15 protein-coding genes and 4 tRNA genes are annotated in these 18140 nt (G+C 58.4%); 7 read left to right on the top strand and 12 right to left on the bottom strand.

What is annotated here, in order from left to right:
* Positions 1-45: 45 nt before the first annotated feature.
* Positions 46-804, bottom strand: coding sequence for a hypothetical protein (locus BMZ46_RS02880; RefSeq protein WP_011335462.1), 759 nt, complete (start codon positions 802-804; stop codon positions 46-48).
* A 388-nt stretch (positions 805-1192) separates the two neighbouring features.
* Here BMZ46_RS02880 and BMZ46_RS02885 point away from each other — a divergent pair.
* The 4 genes from BMZ46_RS02885 to BMZ46_RS02900 all read left to right on the top strand — a co-directional run bounded on the left by BMZ46_RS02885 (position 1193) and on the right by BMZ46_RS02900 (position 1604).
* Positions 1193-1268: transfer RNA gene (locus tag BMZ46_RS02885), tRNA-Glu, on the top strand.
* Between the two features lie 2 nt (positions 1269-1270).
* Positions 1271-1346 (top strand) — tRNA-Gly (locus BMZ46_RS02890).
* A gap of 104 nt (positions 1347-1450) precedes the next feature.
* Positions 1451-1526 (top strand) — tRNA-Glu (locus tag BMZ46_RS02895).
* Positions 1527-1528: 2 nt separating this feature from the next.
* Positions 1529-1604: transfer RNA gene (locus tag BMZ46_RS02900), tRNA-Gly, on the top strand.
* Positions 1605-1947: 343 nt separating this feature from the next.
* Here the strand turns inward: BMZ46_RS02900 and BMZ46_RS02905 are convergent.
* From BMZ46_RS02905 to BMZ46_RS02945, 9 genes are all read right to left on the bottom strand, one after another.
* On the bottom strand, positions 1948-3513 hold the full coding sequence (locus BMZ46_RS02905; protein ID WP_074688141.1) for a type VI immunity family protein: 1566 nt from the start codon (positions 3511-3513) through the stop codon (positions 1948-1950).
* Positions 3514-3515: 2 nt separating this feature from the next.
* Positions 3516-4394, bottom strand: a complete 879-nt coding sequence (locus BMZ46_RS02910; RefSeq protein ID WP_074688139.1) for a VRR-NUC domain-containing protein — start codon at positions 4392-4394, stop codon at positions 3516-3518.
* Positions 4394-6760 carry a type VI secretion system Vgr family protein gene (locus BMZ46_RS02915; protein ID WP_074688137.1) on the bottom strand — a complete coding sequence of 789 codons (2367 nt, stop codon included), beginning with the start codon at positions 6758-6760 and terminating at the stop codon, positions 4394-4396. Before BMZ46_RS02915 ends, BMZ46_RS02910 begins: the two co-directional genes overlap by 1 nt.
* 25 nt (positions 6761-6785) lie before the next feature.
* Positions 6786-7043 carry a PAAR domain-containing protein gene (locus BMZ46_RS02920; RefSeq protein WP_074688135.1) on the bottom strand — a complete coding sequence of 86 codons (258 nt, stop codon included), beginning with the start codon at positions 7041-7043 and terminating at the stop codon, positions 6786-6788.
* A 29-nt stretch (positions 7044-7072) separates the two neighbouring features.
* Positions 7073-7894, bottom strand: a complete 822-nt coding sequence (gene icmH / locus BMZ46_RS02925; RefSeq protein WP_074688133.1) for a type IVB secretion system protein IcmH/DotU — start codon at positions 7892-7894, stop codon at positions 7073-7075.
* A 517-nt stretch (positions 7895-8411) separates the two neighbouring features.
* Positions 8412-10151: a dipeptidase gene (locus tag BMZ46_RS02930; RefSeq protein ID WP_074688131.1), complete on the bottom strand. Its 1740-nt coding sequence runs from the start codon at positions 10149-10151 to the stop codon at positions 8412-8414.
* 196 nt (positions 10152-10347) lie between these two features.
* A complete protein-coding gene (locus tag BMZ46_RS02935; RefSeq protein WP_011335460.1) occupies positions 10348-10986 on the bottom strand; it encodes a LysE family translocator in 639 nt (212 codons plus the stop codon).
* A gap of 1 nt (position 10987) precedes the next feature.
* The gene (locus BMZ46_RS02940) at positions 10988-11758 is read right to left on the bottom strand and encodes a 2OG-Fe(II) oxygenase (protein WP_007952184.1); all 771 of its coding nucleotides are present in this window, start codon (positions 11756-11758) and stop codon (positions 10988-10990) included.
* Between the two features lie 90 nt (positions 11759-11848).
* Entirely contained in the window at positions 11849-12475 is a 627-nt protein-coding gene (locus BMZ46_RS02945) for a serine-tRNA(Ala) deacylase AlaX (protein WP_039770710.1), read from the bottom strand.
* 90 nt (positions 12476-12565) lie between these two features.
* On the opposite strand from BMZ46_RS02945, the gene BMZ46_RS02950 reads away from it, so the two are divergent.
* On the top strand, positions 12566-13561 hold the full coding sequence (locus BMZ46_RS02950; RefSeq protein ID WP_064598590.1) for a LysR family transcriptional regulator: 996 nt from the start codon (positions 12566-12568) through the stop codon (positions 13559-13561).
* A gap of 53 nt (positions 13562-13614) precedes the next feature.
* Here BMZ46_RS02950 and BMZ46_RS02955 read toward each other — a convergent pair whose 3' ends face one another.
* Positions 13615-14022, bottom strand: coding sequence for a PA2817 family protein (locus BMZ46_RS02955; protein ID WP_039770706.1), 408 nt, complete (start codon positions 14020-14022; stop codon positions 13615-13617).
* A gap of 74 nt (positions 14023-14096) precedes the next feature.
* Positions 14097-16544 carry an acyl-CoA dehydrogenase gene (locus BMZ46_RS02960; RefSeq protein WP_074688129.1) on the bottom strand — a complete coding sequence of 816 codons (2448 nt, stop codon included), beginning with the start codon at positions 16542-16544 and terminating at the stop codon, positions 14097-14099.
* 248 nt (positions 16545-16792) lie between these two features.
* Here BMZ46_RS02960 and BMZ46_RS02965 point away from each other — a divergent pair, with 248 nt between their 5' ends.
* Positions 16793-17452 carry a transglutaminase-like domain-containing protein gene (locus tag BMZ46_RS02965; protein ID WP_039770701.1) on the top strand — a complete coding sequence of 220 codons (660 nt, stop codon included), beginning with the start codon at positions 16793-16795 and terminating at the stop codon, positions 17450-17452.
* A 43-nt stretch (positions 17453-17495) separates the two neighbouring features.
* Positions 17496-18119, top strand: a complete 624-nt coding sequence (locus BMZ46_RS02970; protein ID WP_039770700.1) for a glutathione S-transferase family protein — start codon at positions 17496-17498, stop codon at positions 18117-18119.
* Positions 18120-18140: the final 21 nt, after the last annotated feature.

Raw genomic sequence — 18140 nt, forward strand, 5'->3', positions numbered from 1 at the left:
GCAATAAAAAAGCCACCTCCCGGTGGCTTCTCTCTTTGACTGCACTCAGTCGTAAATCACTTTCTTCTTCCAGTCCGCGTCAGCCTCGACATCTTTGAGGCCGGCAGTCAGTTGGTTTTCTTCGCCTTCGACCGGGGCGATTTTGTCCATGACCTGGGCGTTGGCGCGGGCCAGGAGTTTTTCCAGGTATTGGAGTTGTTCGGCGTAGATTTGCGGGTCCTGCTGTTTGCGCAGGTATTGCACGCCGCGTTCGAAGGCGAGGCGGGCCTGGCCGGGCTGGTTTTGCTGGAGGGCGTGCTGGCCGAGGTTGTTGAAGAACTCGATGTGCAGCAGCACGAGGATGTGGCGTACTTCGCGGATCCAGTGTTTGGCTTCGTTCGGTGGCAGGAAGCCGTCCTGGGCGGCGCGGGTGATCTGGCCGTGGAGGGCTTCGAGGAGGAAGCGGACGTCCTTGGCTTTTGCTTCGGTCTGGATCGGGGCCGGCGGGTTGTTGACCGGGATCGATTCGCCCTGGGCGACCAGGGCGCTGAGTTCGGTGATGCGGGCCTTGGTGGTGGCGCTGGTCTTTTCCAGGTTCAGCAGGCGCTGGCAGACGTTCAGCTCGAGGCGAGTCAGCAGCAGTTTGAGGGCCGGGGTCATGAACTGGCCGGGGAAGGTTTCGGTCAGTTCGCCGCAACGGCGCAGGCGGTCGTTGAGTTCGACCTTGGTGCGGGCCTTCTCCAGTTTGGTGTTTTCCACCACATGGTTCATGTAGCCAATGGCGATCAAGATTGCGATCCCGGCTATGACTAGCAGGGTGATCATGAGTGGTGTCACCGGTAAGACCTCTTTATAGGGTTCGCGTGCGAGTGTAGTGGCTTGGCATACAGGAGCCTAGCGCCGCTCGACGGGTTTGGATCGGCGAAGCTGAATCTGTATCGGCCAGGAACCGGCTTATATAAATGCTGGCCCTTGGGGTGCAGATTGCCATCACCTGTGCCGTGGACTATAGCGCCTTGGCGAGTGTCGGAATATAGGCGTCAATCGTCGGGCGACGCAAAAGCCGGAAACGGTGCGTAAAGCAGGTCGAAGTCATTGATTTAAATAAATTTATATCTGGGGGTTGACGACCTTTCAATCCATCCATAGAATGCGCGCCACTTGCAGCGTAAAGCACACAGCGAAACGCGGCAGGGAGTGAATGTTGTAGTGTGTCCCCTTCGTCTAGTGGCCTAGGACACCGCCCTTTCACGGCGGTAACAGGGGTTCGAGTCCCCTAGGGGACGCCAATGCGGGAATAGCTCAGTTGGTAGAGCACGACCTTGCCAAGGTCGGGGTCGCGAGTTCGAGTCTCGTTTCCCGCTCCAATTTTAAACAGCAACGCTTCAGGGCGGTGCTGAGTGAAACCAGAGCCAACTCTTCGGAGGCGGATCTGGACACCGAAACACACACCATGTGTTCCGGGTAGCGTGTCCCCTTCGTCTAGTGGCCTAGGACACCGCCCTTTCACGGCGGTAACAGGGGTTCGAGTCCCCTAGGGGACGCCATTGCGGGAATAGCTCAGTTGGTAGAGCACGACCTTGCCAAGGTCGGGGTCGCGAGTTCGAGTCTCGTTTCCCGCTCCAAATTCACAAAAACGCCGCTCAATAGAGCGGCGTTTTTGTATGCATGCGATTTGTGGTTAGCTGACTTCAATTCCAATGCAAAAAGGCCCGCTGAAGCGATTCGGTGGGCCTTTTTGCATTGGGTGTCTGTTTACCAGGACATCATCAAACCATCGTTGTCAGGCGCAGGAGGCGGTAAACGCGGCAGCTACCAAAACTTTCAGGCTGTCGTCGCGTCGTGGCGCTGCTTCAAGGCCCTGAACCCGAAGCCTGGACGAAAAAGCACGCTGTCGCAGATTGCCCTGTATTTTTCGGCCACTGGCGCGCGAACCGAGTTGTCGTATTGGGCTGCTGTCCGTCGCTATCACGATGGCTCCAGTCCCATCCAGAGCCAGACTACTCGCTCACCATCCACTGTCGGCATCAGAACGCCATGCTCGATGACTTGCTTACTCCCCGGCTTATACTCACACACCCAGGCGCCCGGATACGGACAGGGTTGACCGCTGTTCGCACGCATGCCGCTGACCGTCCAGTGCCAGCGCACGACCCGACCCTCGTGGGCGGGTAACGGTTCGTTCAACTGAACATCGCGAGCGATGAAACGGTCGCTTTCAACTTCCCAGCGCCCTTCGCGAGGAGCCGGATCATGGGTATTGGCATAGCGGGCAGGCTCTGGTGGTGTTTGATCAAGGTCACGCTGCCATGTCACCAAATCGTCTGTGGATGCTGCATCGAGGTTTTGCATCATTTCGCCCTGTTTGAACGCTCGCCGGGTTTCCGCCTGTCCTGGAACCAGCCACCATCCGTCTTGAATACAAGCTGTTCCAGCTACCATACGAAGAGGCATTGGCGTAGAGATTTGGACGGAAGGCATGGGCGATGGAGCGATGAAGCGCATTGCTGGCGTAGGCCAATCGCTGTCGGTGTCAAAGCGGGATATCCAGCGACGGCTGTCAGCGTCAGTGAAACGCTCGTTGGGGTCGCCGTCCCATTGGCCGAAGCCCAGCAATCCCAAGTCGTCGTTGCGGATCGGCTTGAGCAGTTTGTTCAAGAGCATGGGCAGTTCGGGCACACCTTTTTCAACCGGATACAAATCTGGCTGTTCGCCCAGTTCGATCCATTGGCCGCTTTGTAATTCGGTAATGCTGATACGTGGGTGAGAGAGTGTCGTACGTACTTGCTCGCGGGTCAGGTCAAGTTTTTCGCGCCAGTGGTCTGCGAGCAGGAAGGCCCAGGTGGGAGGGCGGATGCCGTGGACCAGTTCACTGTTCATACAGAAGGCGTAGTCGATATCCAGGCCGTAGAAACTCGGGGTGAGTGCCCGCTCCCAAGTGGTGATGGCTGATCGCGTACCAAATTCAAGCGGGTTGGCCATGGCGAAGCCGCTGTAGACCTGATGCGCCTTGAGCAGGTCAATGGTCTTAAGCACAAAGCGGCGCCACGCTTCGCGGGTGTCCAGCCACCATTGCCAGCGGTAATAGAACGTGATTGAGGAATAAGGGTTATAACTACCTTCGTATTCTAAAAATGATGTTCGCCAGAAGTAACCTGCCGTTGTGGGTGACGTGGCATGGTTTTTTTCATCAGTGAAGTTAAAGACAAAAGTTTTATCGCTAGAAATTTTCCTGGCCTGTTCACGAAGATCTGGCAAGCGTGTAGAGCCATATGGATGTGGACGTTCTGAAACGGGGTGGGTGCCAACGGTGTAAGGTTTGCCAAGGAGTTGTTCGAAGGCTTCGTGGATATCCACCATCATCAGCGCTGCTTCTTGGTGGTTGTCTGGAGCAGGGGGGAAGTAGAAACTGATGAAAGGGCTGACGCTGTGTCGAGCATCGTCCGTACCCCAATCAGTGTTTGGCCACTCCTTGAGCTCTGCAATAAATTCATCACGCTCATCTTCATCAAACAAATTATGGGTAGTGCTCACGTTCACCTCCTGTTTTTGGCGCCCTTGGATGTAGGGGGTTGTTTGTTATCCGTTTCAGGGCCAGTGCAATCTTCCGGAACGCGTAGCAAGGCCACTTTCTCCCGCCCAATCTTTTCTCGGTTGACGCCTGTTTTGGGTCTCATCAGTCGCGCGTAATCGTTTATTTGTGTTTGTTTTACCCAATCCCCCGGAAACTTGATCTCGACTGCCGCAAATACATTTTCGATCTCGAACGGTTCCTGGCGGTATTCCACGACCACCAGATCAGGTGCCAGAGAACGCGGGCGGGGCCAGAATGGCTGTATCGCGCTTCCAAACCGTTTGGGGCGAGTTGCTGGATCGCCAAGCAATGCTTTTTGGCTGCTTTGGTTGTAGTTCGGCTCCGCCTTGAGTGGGCTTCGCCATTCCAACGCCTCGTCCACGGACTCAAAGAACAGCGAGGCGGTGAACTGCTTGAGTGCAACCTCAATTATGGTTTCCACCCTATCGCCGGCGATCTTTTTGCGAATGCGGCGTGGCACCTTGATTGGCATCTGTAGGGCAACTGTGCAGACTTGGCTGATGGCTGGGCGAAAAGGCACTTTACGTTCGATGTATTCCTTGAAATTCAAGTTCTCCTTGCCTCTGCGAGAAGCCGTGCTATTGCCGCCCCGGTCCACCGTGGCAAACGTGGAGCTTTTGACGTCGATTTCACGCGTCATTGCTTCGATAGTTGCTCGAAGCATGTTTTTAATCTGCTTTCTTCGCTCCTTAATCTCTACTGCGAGTTGGTCCAACTCGGCGGCGGTTTTGGCGTTTTCATAAGCCTGGTTTGCTCGGTAGGCCCGATAGGCTCTGTCGATAACGTGAGCGAGCGTTCGGGCAATGGGGACTACTGGCATCAGTCGAGGCCTTCGCTGTAATGAGCAAGAAAGTCTTCAGGAAACATGACTTTGGTCTCTGCGGGTGGAGCTTCATCATCGAAAGCCATCAGATAGGGTTGCCAGGTTTCGGTGATTCGCTGATCGTCGCGCATGACTGCTTTATGGGCCTGCACGGATTTGGATGCCTCGGTAACAGTCCAGTCAGTTCCCCCTTGGGGGCAGGTCAGGCCTTCGGTGAGTAGGGTGGCGCCATCAGTGATGCGATATCGATAGCCCGCGAAAACACGTTGATCGTTCTTCAGCAACGTGTAACGTCCCAGGAATGCTCCAAGCGGTGCGGGAGGCGATTGTGGATTGCCAAGCGGATTGCCCGTACCGATTGCATCTGTGGTGACGGGGCCTTTGATCTTGATGGTCAGCCCATCAAGGGTAATGCCATCGCTATCAATCGTGATGCTGCCACCGGGGGCTTTCAGAACAATGCGTTCGCCCGAGGTGACAACGAACACTGTCGTTTTTTGCTCAATGCGTTGCCCTGCGGACAGGTAGTAGCGGTTCCGGACTGATTGCTCAGCACTGCCTCCGATCTGGATGTTATGGTCAGCGGCAATTCTGTCATTCCGATTGTTGGCAATTTCCTCGAATCGGTCCCCACCGATGGTGGCGTGATAATTACGCCCCAGCGTCTGAATTCGATCACGGCCCAGTTCCAGATGCTGATCCTGCACAATAGCAATGTGTTCATCGTTACCTACTCGCTCGCTGCGGTTACGGCCGATTTCAACCTGCTCGTCGTGTTCGACCTTCTCGCTTCGGTCGTTACCCACGTAGGTGGTGTTGTTGTGCTTGATATGGACGTTCTTGTCTTTTTCGGCGTGGATAAAGACTTCCTGCTGCCCCAGTTCATCCTCAAAGCGCAGCTCATTGAACCCCGAGCCCTTATGAGTGCGGCTTTTGATGGTCATCCGCGTTTTGTGTTTGGGCAGCTCGTACGGCGGCAGATTGGTCTGCCGGTACGCCCGTCCGGTGGCAATCGGCTGGTCCGGATCACCGTCGAGATAGCTGATGATCAGTTCCTGGCCCACACGCGGAATCGCCATCGCGCCCCAGGTGGCGCCCGCCCAACCTTGCGCCACACGAATCCAGCACGAACTCTGATCGTTGTTTTTATCCGCACGGTCCCACGGGAACTGCACCTTGACCCGGCCCCATTCGTCGCAATAAATCTCCTCACCGGGAGGCCCAACCACCGTGGCGATCTGCGGGCCTTCGATGCACGGTTTGTCGCGCATCGGGGCTTTCCAGTCCGAGGTCCAGCGGATGGCGCTGGCCTTCATTTCATAGGATGTGCCGAGGCCACTGCCAAATGATTCTTCCTGCAGGCTGGTGTGCTGCTTGCCCTCGTGCTGGATGGCAATGGTGCGCCAGCGATCGTTGAAATCGTCGCGGGGATGCTCGTTGAGGTCGAAGGCCAATCCCGGTTGCAGGCGAGCATCGTCGCCTTCCACATGGGCCAGTTTGGCGTCATTGCGCAGGGCGGCCAGCCGGGTTTTGGTAAAGGGTTTGCCAGCGATGTCGCGCTTGTAGCGGCCGGGATAGTCGTAGCGTTCGTAGTCCTTGTGCTGGTTGTTCAGATCCTGATCGCCCGTCGCGGTGTGCTGCTGGTTGTAGCGCGGGTGGGTGAAGGTGTAGTCGCGCTGCACCTGCACGGCGGTGCGGACCTGTTCGGTGTAGTGGAAGCGATTCAACGCCGGTTCCGAGGCGTCTCCACCGGCCATCGGCTGGTAGATCACCGGACAATCGGTGTGGGTGCCGATGGTGCCCAGGCCGCCGACGCGGTCGGTGAGGACGAGGGTGTGGCCGTCGGCGCGGTGTTCGAAGGTGTAGAGCAGGCCCTCTTCGGCGGCGAGGCGGGCGATGAAGTCGAGGTCGGTTTCACCGGCCTGTGCGCAGTATTCGCGGGGTTGGTGCTCGAAACAGATTTCGCTGCGGATGTCGGTCAGTTTTTGTTCGGTAAGGACGCGGGTGATGATGTCGGGCACGGTCTGGCCCTGGAAGATGCGCCAGTTGGAACGCAGGTCGAAACGCTTCAGGGTCGGCTCGACCACGGCGGTATAGCGGGTGCGGCGAAAGCCGGTGTCGCCCTGGGTGAACAGGCTGACCAGGCCGTGGACGTAACGTACAGGTGTTTCGCCACGCCAGATCGTGAATAGCCCCGCCAGATCGAGCATGCGGTAGAAGTCGATGGCCGGGTGGTGACTGACCAGCTTCAGCTCAAGTTTGAAGGGCTGGGAAAGGCCCTCTTCAAGGTTGAACGAGACCACTTCGAAGGGATCGCCCCGCAGCGGTTCGAAGGTGTAACGCAGGTCGCTTTGACGGGGCATGAAACCTCCTTGTAGTCAGTGCGGGTCAGTTGATCAGCCAACTGTCATCGCCGTTTTCCAGGGTGCCTTCGTGGTCGGTGCTGTCGCCGACGCGGGCCACGGCTTTTCCGTTGATGTTCATTGAAGGCGAGCCACTGGTGATTACGGCTCCACAACTGAGTGTGTCGCCAGCGCGGGCTACAGCCCGGTCGTTGACAGTGAAACTCTCTGACCCACTGGCGACAGTGACTGGGCCACACACTGGACACGCATGGTCGTGACCGACCAAAACGACAGCAGGCATAGAGCCTCCTTATGGTTTTCACATGGGGGTTAGAGCTTGAGGATTTTGTCCAGCGAGGCAAGGACCTCTTGGGTGATGGCGTTCAGTCGCAGGGTATAGATCGTGTAAGCCATGACTAGTACGGCGGCGGCCAGTGCCCATGGCGTCCACAATGGCCACGTGCGTTTGATCCGGTAGTTACGCGGCGCAACGTTGGTCAACGGGTCGATCAGGCGCTTGGGTGTTTCGCCGCGCAGGGGGCGCAGCAGGCCGTGCAGCTGGTTGATGATTTTTTGTATTTCGTCATCTCCCTTGGCATGGGCACCATATTTGCCTTTGAGACCAGAGATCAGGCACTGGTACATGAACTCCAGCACATGCTGGTACCGGGCCGCTTCGGGGATCATGTTGTTCATGACGGTAAAGAATTTTTCGCCGCCCCACGTCTCCTCATGAAACTGACTGAGCAGTGAGCGCGCACTCCAAGTGGAAGACTTGCCCCAAGTAGTGCTCATGACTACTTCATCCAACAACAGGCACAGACTGTAGGAGTAGGCCTTGAGCATGCCGGCGTCGTAGTCGAGCTGATTGACTTCTTCCATGATCGTGGTGATTTGGTTGCTGACGCTTCGGTACAGCGCGGGCACATCGTCGTGCTGGTACAGACGGCGCAGGCGAATGACCAGTCCGATCAGGGGCGTGGCAGCGTCGCATAACGGGTTCCAGGCCAGGCCACGCATATCGAATTCGGGATCTGCGAGCAGTGGTTCAGATTTGGTGCCAGTAGACGTCGGTTCAAGAGTGTTTTCGGGCGAGGTGGCAGCAGGTGTTGGTTCAGTGTGGGTGGCTCTGTTCGAAATGGCGTCACTCATCGCGTGCACTCTATTTTATCTATCTAGTTGCGTTGCAGAGCTGCAACGCCTAAGTCCTGCATGGAAGCCACTCTAGGCAGACAAGATTTGGAGCTTCAATAGGGCGTGGACGATCAAGAGCTGTCCTACAAATGCTGGCGTAATAGGCTGTCAGTTTTGACTGTCTTTGGTGGGCGCTTTTCGGTGGCGGATGCGGCTAGAGATCTGCGAATGGGTTGGGCATACTCGGTACAGCGTTCCACGGACGTGCCTGGACTGCTGGCTATCGGCCTTTCATGTAGGGGTTGTCAGCTTGCCGAAGTAGTACGCAATGTCAATCAACGAGGCGTATCTAAAACATCCTGGAAATCAACGGATTGCTCGAAAAAACGAGTGTCTCGTTTCCCGCTCCAAATTCACAAAAACGCCGCTCAGTGATGAGCGGCGTTTTTGTTTGTGCGGTTTTTGTCAGGCAATAGAAAAGGACCTCGCGGTCCTTTTTTTGTGGGCCCGCCAATGTGGCGAGCCCGGTACGCGATCAGAGCTTCGGCAATTGCCCGATGCGTCCCATCATTTCGGTGACGATCTGCAGGTCCAGCAGGAACTGGTCAACGGTCTTGAATTCGCCATCGGTGTGACCGGTGTACTTGACCTCCGGTCGCGCCAGGCCGAATTGCACGCCGTTCGGCAGTTCATGCACCGAGGTGGCGCCGGCCGACGTGCCGAATTCGTGTTTCATGCCCAGGTTTTCGGTGGCCACGGCCAGCAGTGCCTTGACCCACTCGCCTTCAGGGTTGCGGTACATCGGTTCGGCGATCGAATAATCGAAGTTCACCGCGACATGGTTTTTCTTGCTCCAGGCTGCCAGTTTGTCGGCGATCTCGGTCTTGAGCACTTCCGGCGATTTGCCCTTCGGTACGCGCAGGTTGACCGCGAGTTTGAAGGTTTTGTCGTCCATGCCGACGTAGGTCAGCGAGGTGGTCAGCGGGCCCATGAAGTCATCGGCGAAGCCGACGCCCAGTTTGCCGCCCTTGTAATCCAGGCCCCAGTTGTCGGCGGCGTAGTGCGCAGCGTCGGTGATGTGGTTGTGCTTGAAGGCGATCTTGCCGTCCACGCTGTGGATGAAGTCGAGCATGCGCGCGACCGGATTAACGCCGGATTCCGGCTCGGACGAGTGCGCGGAAACACCGGTCACGGTGAGTTTGACGTCTTTGCCATCGACCTTGGCATTCACTTCGAAATCGCCGCCATTGCGCTTGGCATATTCAGTGCCGGCCTTTTGCAGGCTGGCCGCCAGCTCGGCGGGTTTGTCAGTCACCAGCGTGACGACCGAAACCGATGGAATCTGGTTGGTCGCCAGGCCTCCGGTCATTGAGGTGATTTCCGCGCCTTTACCCTCGGCCTTGCGCTTGGCGAACTTGGCCATGACGGTGCCGTAGCCTTTTTCCGCAATCACTACGGGATAGCCGCCATCCAGTGCCAGGTTGTACTCGGGCGTCGGGTTGCGTTCGAAGTAGTAGGGAATCGCGTCACCGGTGGTTTCTTCGGTGGTGTCCACCAGCAGTTTGAAATTGCGCGCCAGTGGCAGCTTCTCTTCCTTGATCACCTTCATGGCATACAGCGTCACGACGATGCCGTTTTTATCGTCCTCGGTGCCGCGGCCGTACATGCGGTCGCCGATCAGCGTGACCTTGAACGGATCAAGTTTGGTGCCGTCCTTCAGCACCCAGTTTTCCGGCGTTACCGGCACCACGTCGGCGTGAGCGTGAATGCCGACGACATCCTTGCCGCTGCCGTCGAGGGAGATTTCGTAAACGCGGTTGTCGATGTTGCGGTAGTTCAGGCCGAAAGACTCAGCCAGATCCTTGATCTTGCCGGCGATCTTGATGAATTCGGGGTTGTCGTGCTGATCGACACCGTCCTTGCGGAAGGTCGGGATTTCCACCAGTTCGCGCAGGGTTTCCAGGGCGGCTTTGCCGTACTTCACACGGGTGTAGAGGCCGAGCAGGCGATGGATTTCGTTTTGCTGTTCAGCGGTCAGCGTCTTGTTGTCGAGGAAGGCGCTGATGGCCGGGCGCAGATCGTCGGTCTTGCTCAGGTCGTTCTTGGCCAGATCACCGAGAAATGCTCTGAAGTCACTGACCTTTGCCTCATTGAAGGTCTTGAGAATGGTCGCGCTCTGCTGCTCGGTAAGGTTGGCTTGGGCTGGCAGCGTGACGGACGAAAGGCTGGCCAGAATCAGCGTCGACGCGGCCAGTTGCTTGAGTGAAAAATCCATTGCTAAGGGCATTCCTTTGCAGGCAGTGAGTAGGAGGTGTCTGATCGAAGCGTCAGACGGTTTTGCAAACTAACACCACCAGCGAGTGATAGGGGAGCCCCCGAAGTGGGACGCGTCGCACAGAAATGCAAAAGCGGCGCAGAATCGAAAAAGCCCGTCCAGTCTGTCTGGATCGGGCTTCTGCGATAAGCGCGCTTTACATCGACAACACCAGACGCCCGGCAAACAGGATCAGAATCACCCCCATGCTGCGCTCGAACCAGTGGCCCATGCGCATGAACAGCACGCGCACTTTGCTGCTGGAAAAGAACAGCGCGACGATCACGAACCACAACGCATTCACCCCGCACATCCACAACCCGTACAGGGCCTGGATTTGCAGCGGCGTGCTGGCGCTGATGATCGTGGTGAAGATTGCAAGGAAAAACAGAGTGGCCTTGGGGTTGGTGGCGTTGGTCAGGAAACCGGTGGAAAACGCCTTGAACAGCGATTGCTCGACCAGCGGTTCGTCACTGGTCTTTTCGCCTTCCATTGTCGTCTTGGGTTTGCTGCGGATCAGGCTGACGCCCAGATAAAGAATGTAAGCACCGCCGACCACTTTGGCGACGGTCAGCAACCACGGCGTGGTGTGCATCAAGGCGCCGACGCCCAGCAGGGTGTACAGCACGTGCACGGAAATCCCCGCGCCGATGCCCAGTGCCGTGCAGATGCCGACCAAACGGCCGAAACGCACACTCTGGCGGATGGTCACGGCGAAGTCCGGGCCGGGAGCGACCACGGCCAGAAAGTGGATGGTGGCCAGCGCCAGAAACTCGCCCAGGTAATTCGATGTCATTTCAGCTCCAGAAAGTCAGGGGTGAAGCATTGCCGCGATAGCCGACAAAAAACGAAAGGCTCAAGCGCGGATCGGCCACGCCCGGCGTTACCGAGTGCATGCGGCGCGAATTGAACATGATGAAATCCCCCGGTTCCGGGCGTACTTCGAGGGCGGGCGGGCCGAGCAGCGCCGGGTCGATGCCGTAGCTGTCGCCGCGCATTTCGTCGAAGCGGTCCGGGGAAATGTCGTCTTCCCACATCTGCAATGCGCCGCCTTCGGTTGGCATGTTGAGGTAGACGTTGCAGGCGAACTGCGCCTCGAGGCTGCGGGCCTGAAAACTTTCCGGGGCGTCCTTGGCGAAGATGTCGTGATGGGCCAGGAAGCACACGCCCGGTTTCACCACCCGGGACAGGCCGACGTACATCTTGCGACCGTAGAGGTTTTCCAGGTGGGCACCCGCCGGCCAGGATTCGTCGAGCATGCAGCGCAGGGTGTCGACCGGCGACGAGTAGGGCGCGCAGCGGTTGCGCAGTTCGGCAATGTTGCTGGTGGCGCGCTCGAAGTAGTCCTCGATCAGCAGCGGCTGGTTTTCCGCCTCGTAGAACGCCATGCCGATACGACCGATACTGGGCGCGTTGATGTAGCCCTCGAAGCCGGGGGCGAGGATCTTGTCGCCAATCTGGATCGCCTGCGCCTGGGGCAGAAAGCCTTTGACGCGGATGGCAAGGACTTCTTCGTTGGCCAGTTTTTTTATGCACGTCTCATCGAGACGCTCGACGTCAAGCATCATGGTTTCAGGTCCATCTATCGAATAGTCAACGGAACCGGCGAACGCGGTTCCCCCGGCGTCGGACGCTGCATCTGACAGCGCCCGAAATCCTCAATCCACGCTGTAGTGGACGGACAACGTGCCTTTCTTCTGCGAAAGGGACGCGATCGTGACTGTGCCCAAATCCTTCAGGCTGCGTACATGGGTGCCACCGCAGCCATAGGCTGGCAGTTCACCGAAACCGATTTCCCGCGCGCCTTCGCGCAGGGACGTCAGGCGCGGCAGGTCGTGTTCGATCCATTGGCCGATGCCGTATTGAACGGTTTGCACATCGACTTCCTGCGCCGAATCTCCGGGTTTGAATTGAACCCGGCCCTCGTCCGGCCAGTGGTGCGCCTTGATCGGCATCCAGCCCATGGCCTGGACGAAGTGGCCGATCAAATGTCCGGCAGAGTGCATGCGGGTGTTGAAGCGTCTGCGCTCTTCATCGACACGGATCTGGGTCATGCCCAGTGGCACCGGTTGATCGACAAAATGAATGATCCGGTCCGGTTCCTGGACGACGCGCAGAACCTGACTGTCTCCGATCCAGCCGGTATCACAGGGTTGGCCACCGCCCTGGGGATGGAAAAGCGTGGCGCGCAACACAACGGCGAATTCGTTCTCGTGGGGCGTGCAGTCGAGGACTTCCACATTGGCCTTGAGGTCATCACTATGGAAAAAGAGGCGAAGCGTCATATTCCATGCCCTTATTAAAGTTTCTTTTTTAATTATATGAATCGTGCAATAACGTGATAATCCGTTCAAACATCAAAGGACTGTTGCGCTGTGAGCATAAATCTCCCGCTGCCGCTGCTCGGTGAAATGGCGATTTTCGTCAAGGTCGTCGAGACCGGCAGTTTCTCCGAAGCCGCTCGCCAGTTGGGCTCATCGCCCTCGGCAGTCAGTCGCAGTATTTCCCGACTGGAGAAGGCGCTGGCCACGCGTCTGCTGCAACGCACCACGCGCAAACTGCGCTTGAGCGATGGCGGGGAAGAGGTGTTCAAGCGCTGCCAGGAAATGGTCAGCGCGGCGAAGTCGGTGATGGAGATCAGCGGTCAGTTCACCCACGAAGCCGAGGGGCTGGTGCGGGTCAGCGTGCCGAAAGCGGTTGGGCGCTTCGTGATTCATCCGCACATGCCGGAGTTTCTGCGGCGCTATCCGAAGGTCGACGTGGAGCTGTTGCTGGAGGACCGCCAGGTCGATCTGATCGATGACCATGTCGACCTGGCCATTCGCATCACGGATCGTCCACCGGCGGGACTGGTGGGACGACAACTGCTGACCATCGACCATTTGCTCTGCGCCACACCGCAATACCTGGCCGAACACGGGACGCCAACTCATCCCCACGACTTGCTCAATCACAGTTGCATTTACCTGGGCGAGACCCCGAGTGATGCGCGCTGGAAATTCAAGAAAGGTACGAAAGCCGTTACCGTCGGCGTGCGCGGCCGGTATGCCGCCAATCACACCGGCGTGCGTCTGGGCGCCGTGTTGCAACACATCGGTATTGGCAGCCTGCCGTATTTCACCGCCCGTTATGCGCTGGAGCAGGGGCTGATCGTACAAGTGTTGCCGGACTGGACATTCCTGGCGTCGTACCACGGCGGATTGTGGTTGCTGCATTCGCCGACGCGCTATCTGCCGCCGAAGCTGCGGGTGTTCATCGACTATCTGGTGGAGTGCCTGGAGAAAGAGCCGACCTTGAGCAAGCCGGGGAAGTCCGGCGGTTCAAAACCGTTGGCCGAGTACGAATTGCCCGAGAGTGAGGGGTTACTCTGACCCAATAAAAAAAGGCCCGCCTGGACCATGCGGGCCTTTTTATTGGGCGAAAATCAGTGCTTGCTGTCCTGGGCGGACATCGCCAGCAGCTGTTTTTCCTGGTTCCAGTCGAACGGTTCGTCGTTCTGTTCGGCTTCGTAGCGGCGTTCTTCCAGTGCCTGATACAGGTCGATTTCTTCGTCGGACAGGTAATGCAGGCAGTCGCCGGCGAAGAACCACAGTAGATCCCGCGGGATCAGGTGGGCAATTTGCGGGTAACGGGTAATCACTTGAGTCAGGATGTCCTGGCCCAGGTATTGGCTTTCGATCGGCTCGATCGGCAGTGACGCCAGCAGTTCGTCGAAACGCTCCAGGAACAGGGCATGGCTTTCTTCGGGAACCTGATCGGCCTCACCTACGGCGACCAGAATACTGCGCAGATGGTCGAGCAAAACCAGATGATCGGCAACGACGTTGGACACGAGATAAGTCCTCAAGAGCAAAACGGGCGCGGGAGTATAAAGCGCCCGCGCCCGTTTTTCACTGATTGAAGGGATCAGCGGATTTTGCCTTCCGCGGGTTTGAGTTGCTCCTTGTCGAAATCATCGACATCGATCACCTTGCGCCGCGCCGCTTCGGCATCACGCAGGGTCTGGGCTTCCACGGCCTGCAACACGCCGGCTTCCAGTGCCGCATCGATGGCGTGTTCGCCTGCTACCGGTTTGACCTGACCGCTCTTGAGCGACGAGTGCAATTTCTTGTGCAGCGGTTGCGCAGCGTTCAACTGATCGCAGGCGTGTTGCAGCGCACCGACCGCATCGTCGGCCGATTGTGGGCGATAGCAACCGGCAAGCAGTTCTTCCAGCGCCGGATCGCCCTTGGCCCGGCCGATGACCGCAGCCACCTCGGCACCGAGTTTGTCCGACGGGCCTTTGTGACGGCGGCCGAACGGGAACACGATCACGCGCAACAGGCAGCCAAAGACTCGGTTCGGGAAGTTGGTCAGCAGTTCATCCAGCGCCTTTTCCGACTGGCCGAGGCTTTCTTCCATGGCCCATCTGAACAGCGGTTCCATGTACGCCGGGGAATCGAGGTCGTGATAACGCTTGAGCGCCGCCGACGCCAGATACAGGTTGCTCAGTACATCGCCCAATCGTGCCGACAGACGCTCGCGGCGTTTCAGTTCGCCGCCCAGCAGCATCATGCTCAGGTCGGCGAGCATGGCAAACGCGGCAGCCTGACGGTTGAGGGCGCGGAAATAACCCTGGCTGAGCTTGTCTCCCGGTGCATGTTCGAAATGGCCAAAACCTAGGTTCAGCACCAGCGTGCTGGCGGCGTTGCTCACGGCAAAGCCGATGTGCTTGAGCAGCAGGTCATCGAATTCCTTGAGTGCCTGATCTTTGTCCTCGCGCCCGGCGAGGGCCATTTCCTTGAGGACGAACGGATGGCAGCGGATGGCGCCCTGGCCGAAGATCATCAGGTTGCGCGAAAGAATGTTCGCGCCTTCCACCGTGATGAAGATCGGCGCGCCGTTCCAGCTGCGGCCCAGGTAGTTGTTCGGGCCCATGATGATCGCCTTGCCGCCGTGTACGTCCATGGCGTGGCTGATGCACTCGCGACCGCGTTCGGTGAGGTGGTACTTGAGGATCGCCGACAGCACCGACGGCTTCTCGCCCAGATCCACCGCGTTGGCGGTCAGCATCCGCGCGGCGTCCATCATCCAGGCGTTGCCGCCGATCCGTGCCATGGCTTCCTGAATGCCTTCGAATGCTGAGAGTGGCACGTTGAACTGCTCGCGAATCTGCGCGTACTGCCCGGTCACCAGACTGGTGAACTTGGCCGCGCCGGTGCCCACTGCCGGCAGCGAGATCGAGCGCCCGACCGACAGGCAGTTCATCAGCATCATCCAGCCTTTGCCGAGCATGTCCTGGCCGCCAATGAGGAAGTCCAGCGGGATGAATACGTCCTTGCCGGAGTTCGGGCCGTTCATGAACGCAGCGCCCAGCGGCAGGTGGCGACGACCGATTTCCACGCCGGGGGTGTCGGTCGGGATCAGCGCCAGGCTGATGCCGAGGTCTTCCTTGTCGCCGAGCAGGTGATCCGGGTCATAGGCCTTGAAGGCCAGGCCGAGCAAGGTCGCGACCGGGCCGAGGGTGATGTAGCGTTTTTCCCAGTTCAGGCGCAGGCCGAGGGTTTCCTGACCTTCCCATTCGCCTTTGCAGATGACCCCGGTGTCGGGCATCGCACCCGCGTCTGAACCCGCGAGCGGGCCAGTCAGCGCAAAGCACGGAATGTCGTCGCCCCGGGCCAGCCGTGGCAGGTAATGATTGCGTTGTTCGTCGGTGCCGTAATGCAGCAGCAGTTCAGCCGGACCGAGGGAGTTGGGCACCATTACGGTGGAGGCAAGATCGCCGCTGCGGGTCGCCAGTTTCATCGCCACCTGGGAGTGGGCGTAGGCGGAGAAACCCTTGCCGCCGAACTCCTTGGGAATGATCAGGGCGAAGAAACCGTGTTCCTTGATGTGGGTCCAGGCTTCGGGCGGCAAGTCCATCGACTGGCCGATCTGCCAGTCGGTGACCATCGCGCAGAGTTCTTCGGTCGGGCCGTCGATGAATGCCTGTTCTTCTTCGCTCAGTTGCACCTTGGGATAGGACAGCAGCTTGTCCCAGTCCGGACGGCCGCTGAACAGTTCGCCGTCCCACCACACCGTGCCGGCGTCGATCGCGTCGCGCTCGGTCTGCGACATCGGTGGCAGGGTTTTCTGGAACCAGCTGAACAGCGGCGCGGTGAAGTGTTTGCGGCGCAGGTCAGGCAACAGCAGCGGGGCGGCGACCAGGGCCAGCACGACCCAGAAAATCAGCAGCAACCAGCCCGGTGCGTGGCTGAAAATCCCCATCGCCAACAGGTAAGCGGCCACGATGCCCAGTGCCGGCAGCGGGGCGATGCGCCGGTGGGCCAGATACGCCACGCCGACGATCAGAACCAGTATCCACAACAACAGCATATTTAATCCTCCGTGAACCAGGGCGAACCGACCCTCCAGAGCTTAGACGGCATCTGCAAAACGGGGCGGTCAGAGCAAGGTGATTGAAATCGTGGGAAACCCCGGATGTCTTTTGTAGGTTCGGTGGGCAACACGCGTGGGAAATCGTTCGCCGCTTCCGCGTCTTTACGTGCATGTTTGGCCGAAACGTCGTTATCTCTGTGCTGAACCTCTCGCTAGACTCGGGGCTCAATCAGGAGAATGTCGTCATGCACGAGTATCTGAGCCCCGGCCGCTTCATCGATAGTGACCACCCCTCGGTGGTGGAGTTCGCCGAGCAGCACCGTGGTGCCAGCCGCGATCCACTCGCGCAGGCGATCAGTCTTTATTACGCCGTGCGCGAGGCGGTGCGTTACAACATGTATACCTTCAGCCGCGACCCGCAGACCTTGCGCGGCAGCTACGCGCTGGCGGCAGGTGAAAGTTATTGCGTGCCCAAGGCCACGTTGCTCGCCGGTTGTGCGCGCCATTGCGGGATCCCCGCACGCATCGGTCTGGCGGATGTGAAAAATCATCTGTCGACGCCGCGTCTGCTTGAACTGCTGAGAAGTGAAGTGTTCGCCATGCATGGTTATACCGAGCTGTTTCTCAATGATCGCTGGGTGAAAGCCACACCCGCGTTCAACCAGAAGCTCTGCGAAATGTTCAACGTTGCGCCGCTGGAATTCGACGGCATGAACGACAGCGTTTTCCACCCGTACAACAGCGATGGTGCGCTGCTGATGGAGTACCTGGTCGATCACGGCCAGTTCGCTGATGTACCGGAATCTTTTTTCTTCGAACATCTGCAGAAATGTTATCCGCACCTGTTCAACGATCAGCAGACGCCACTGTCCAGTGACATGCGCGGTGATGTCGGCCGCCTCTGATCCGGCGTATGCTGCCTGCCCATTTACTGGAAAAGAGGCGGTCATGCTGAAGATCTGGGGTCGCAAGAATTCGTCGAATGTCCGAAAGCCCTTGTGGGCTGCCGAAGAGCTCGGGTTGGCCTACGAGGCCATCGATGCCGGTGGCGCGTTTGGTGTGGTCGACACGCCGGAGTATCGGGCAATGAACCCGAACGGGCGGGTGCCGGTCATTCAGGACGACGGTTTCGTGTTGTGGGAATCGAATGCCATCGTGCGTTACCTGCTGGCAAAACATGCAGCCGACACTTCGTGGTATCCGGCGGATCCGCAGATCCGCGCCACCGCTGACAAATGGATGGACTGGACGACTTCCAGTTTTGCAGGACCGTTTCGCACGGTGTTCTGGGGCGTTTTGCGTACCCCGGCAGACAAGCAGGACTGGCCGGCAATCCATGCGGCGATCAAGGAATGTGACGGCTTGCTGGCGATGGTCGATCAGGCACTGAAGCACCAGCCGTATCTGTCCGGCAATGAAATCGGCATGGGCGATATTCCGCTCGGCAGTTTCATTTATGCCTGGTTCGAGATGCCCATCGAGCGCGCGCCACAGCCGAATCTTGAAGCCTGGTACGCGCGGTTGAAGCAGCGTCCGGCGTATCAGAAAGCTGTCATGACCGCGTTGACTTAATACCTACTATCGACACACTTG

It is taken from the genome of Pseudomonas sp. NFIX49, from assembly GCF_900115915.1.
GTDB classification, from domain to species: Bacteria; Pseudomonadota; Gammaproteobacteria; order Pseudomonadales; family Pseudomonadaceae; genus Aquipseudomonas; species Aquipseudomonas pharyngis.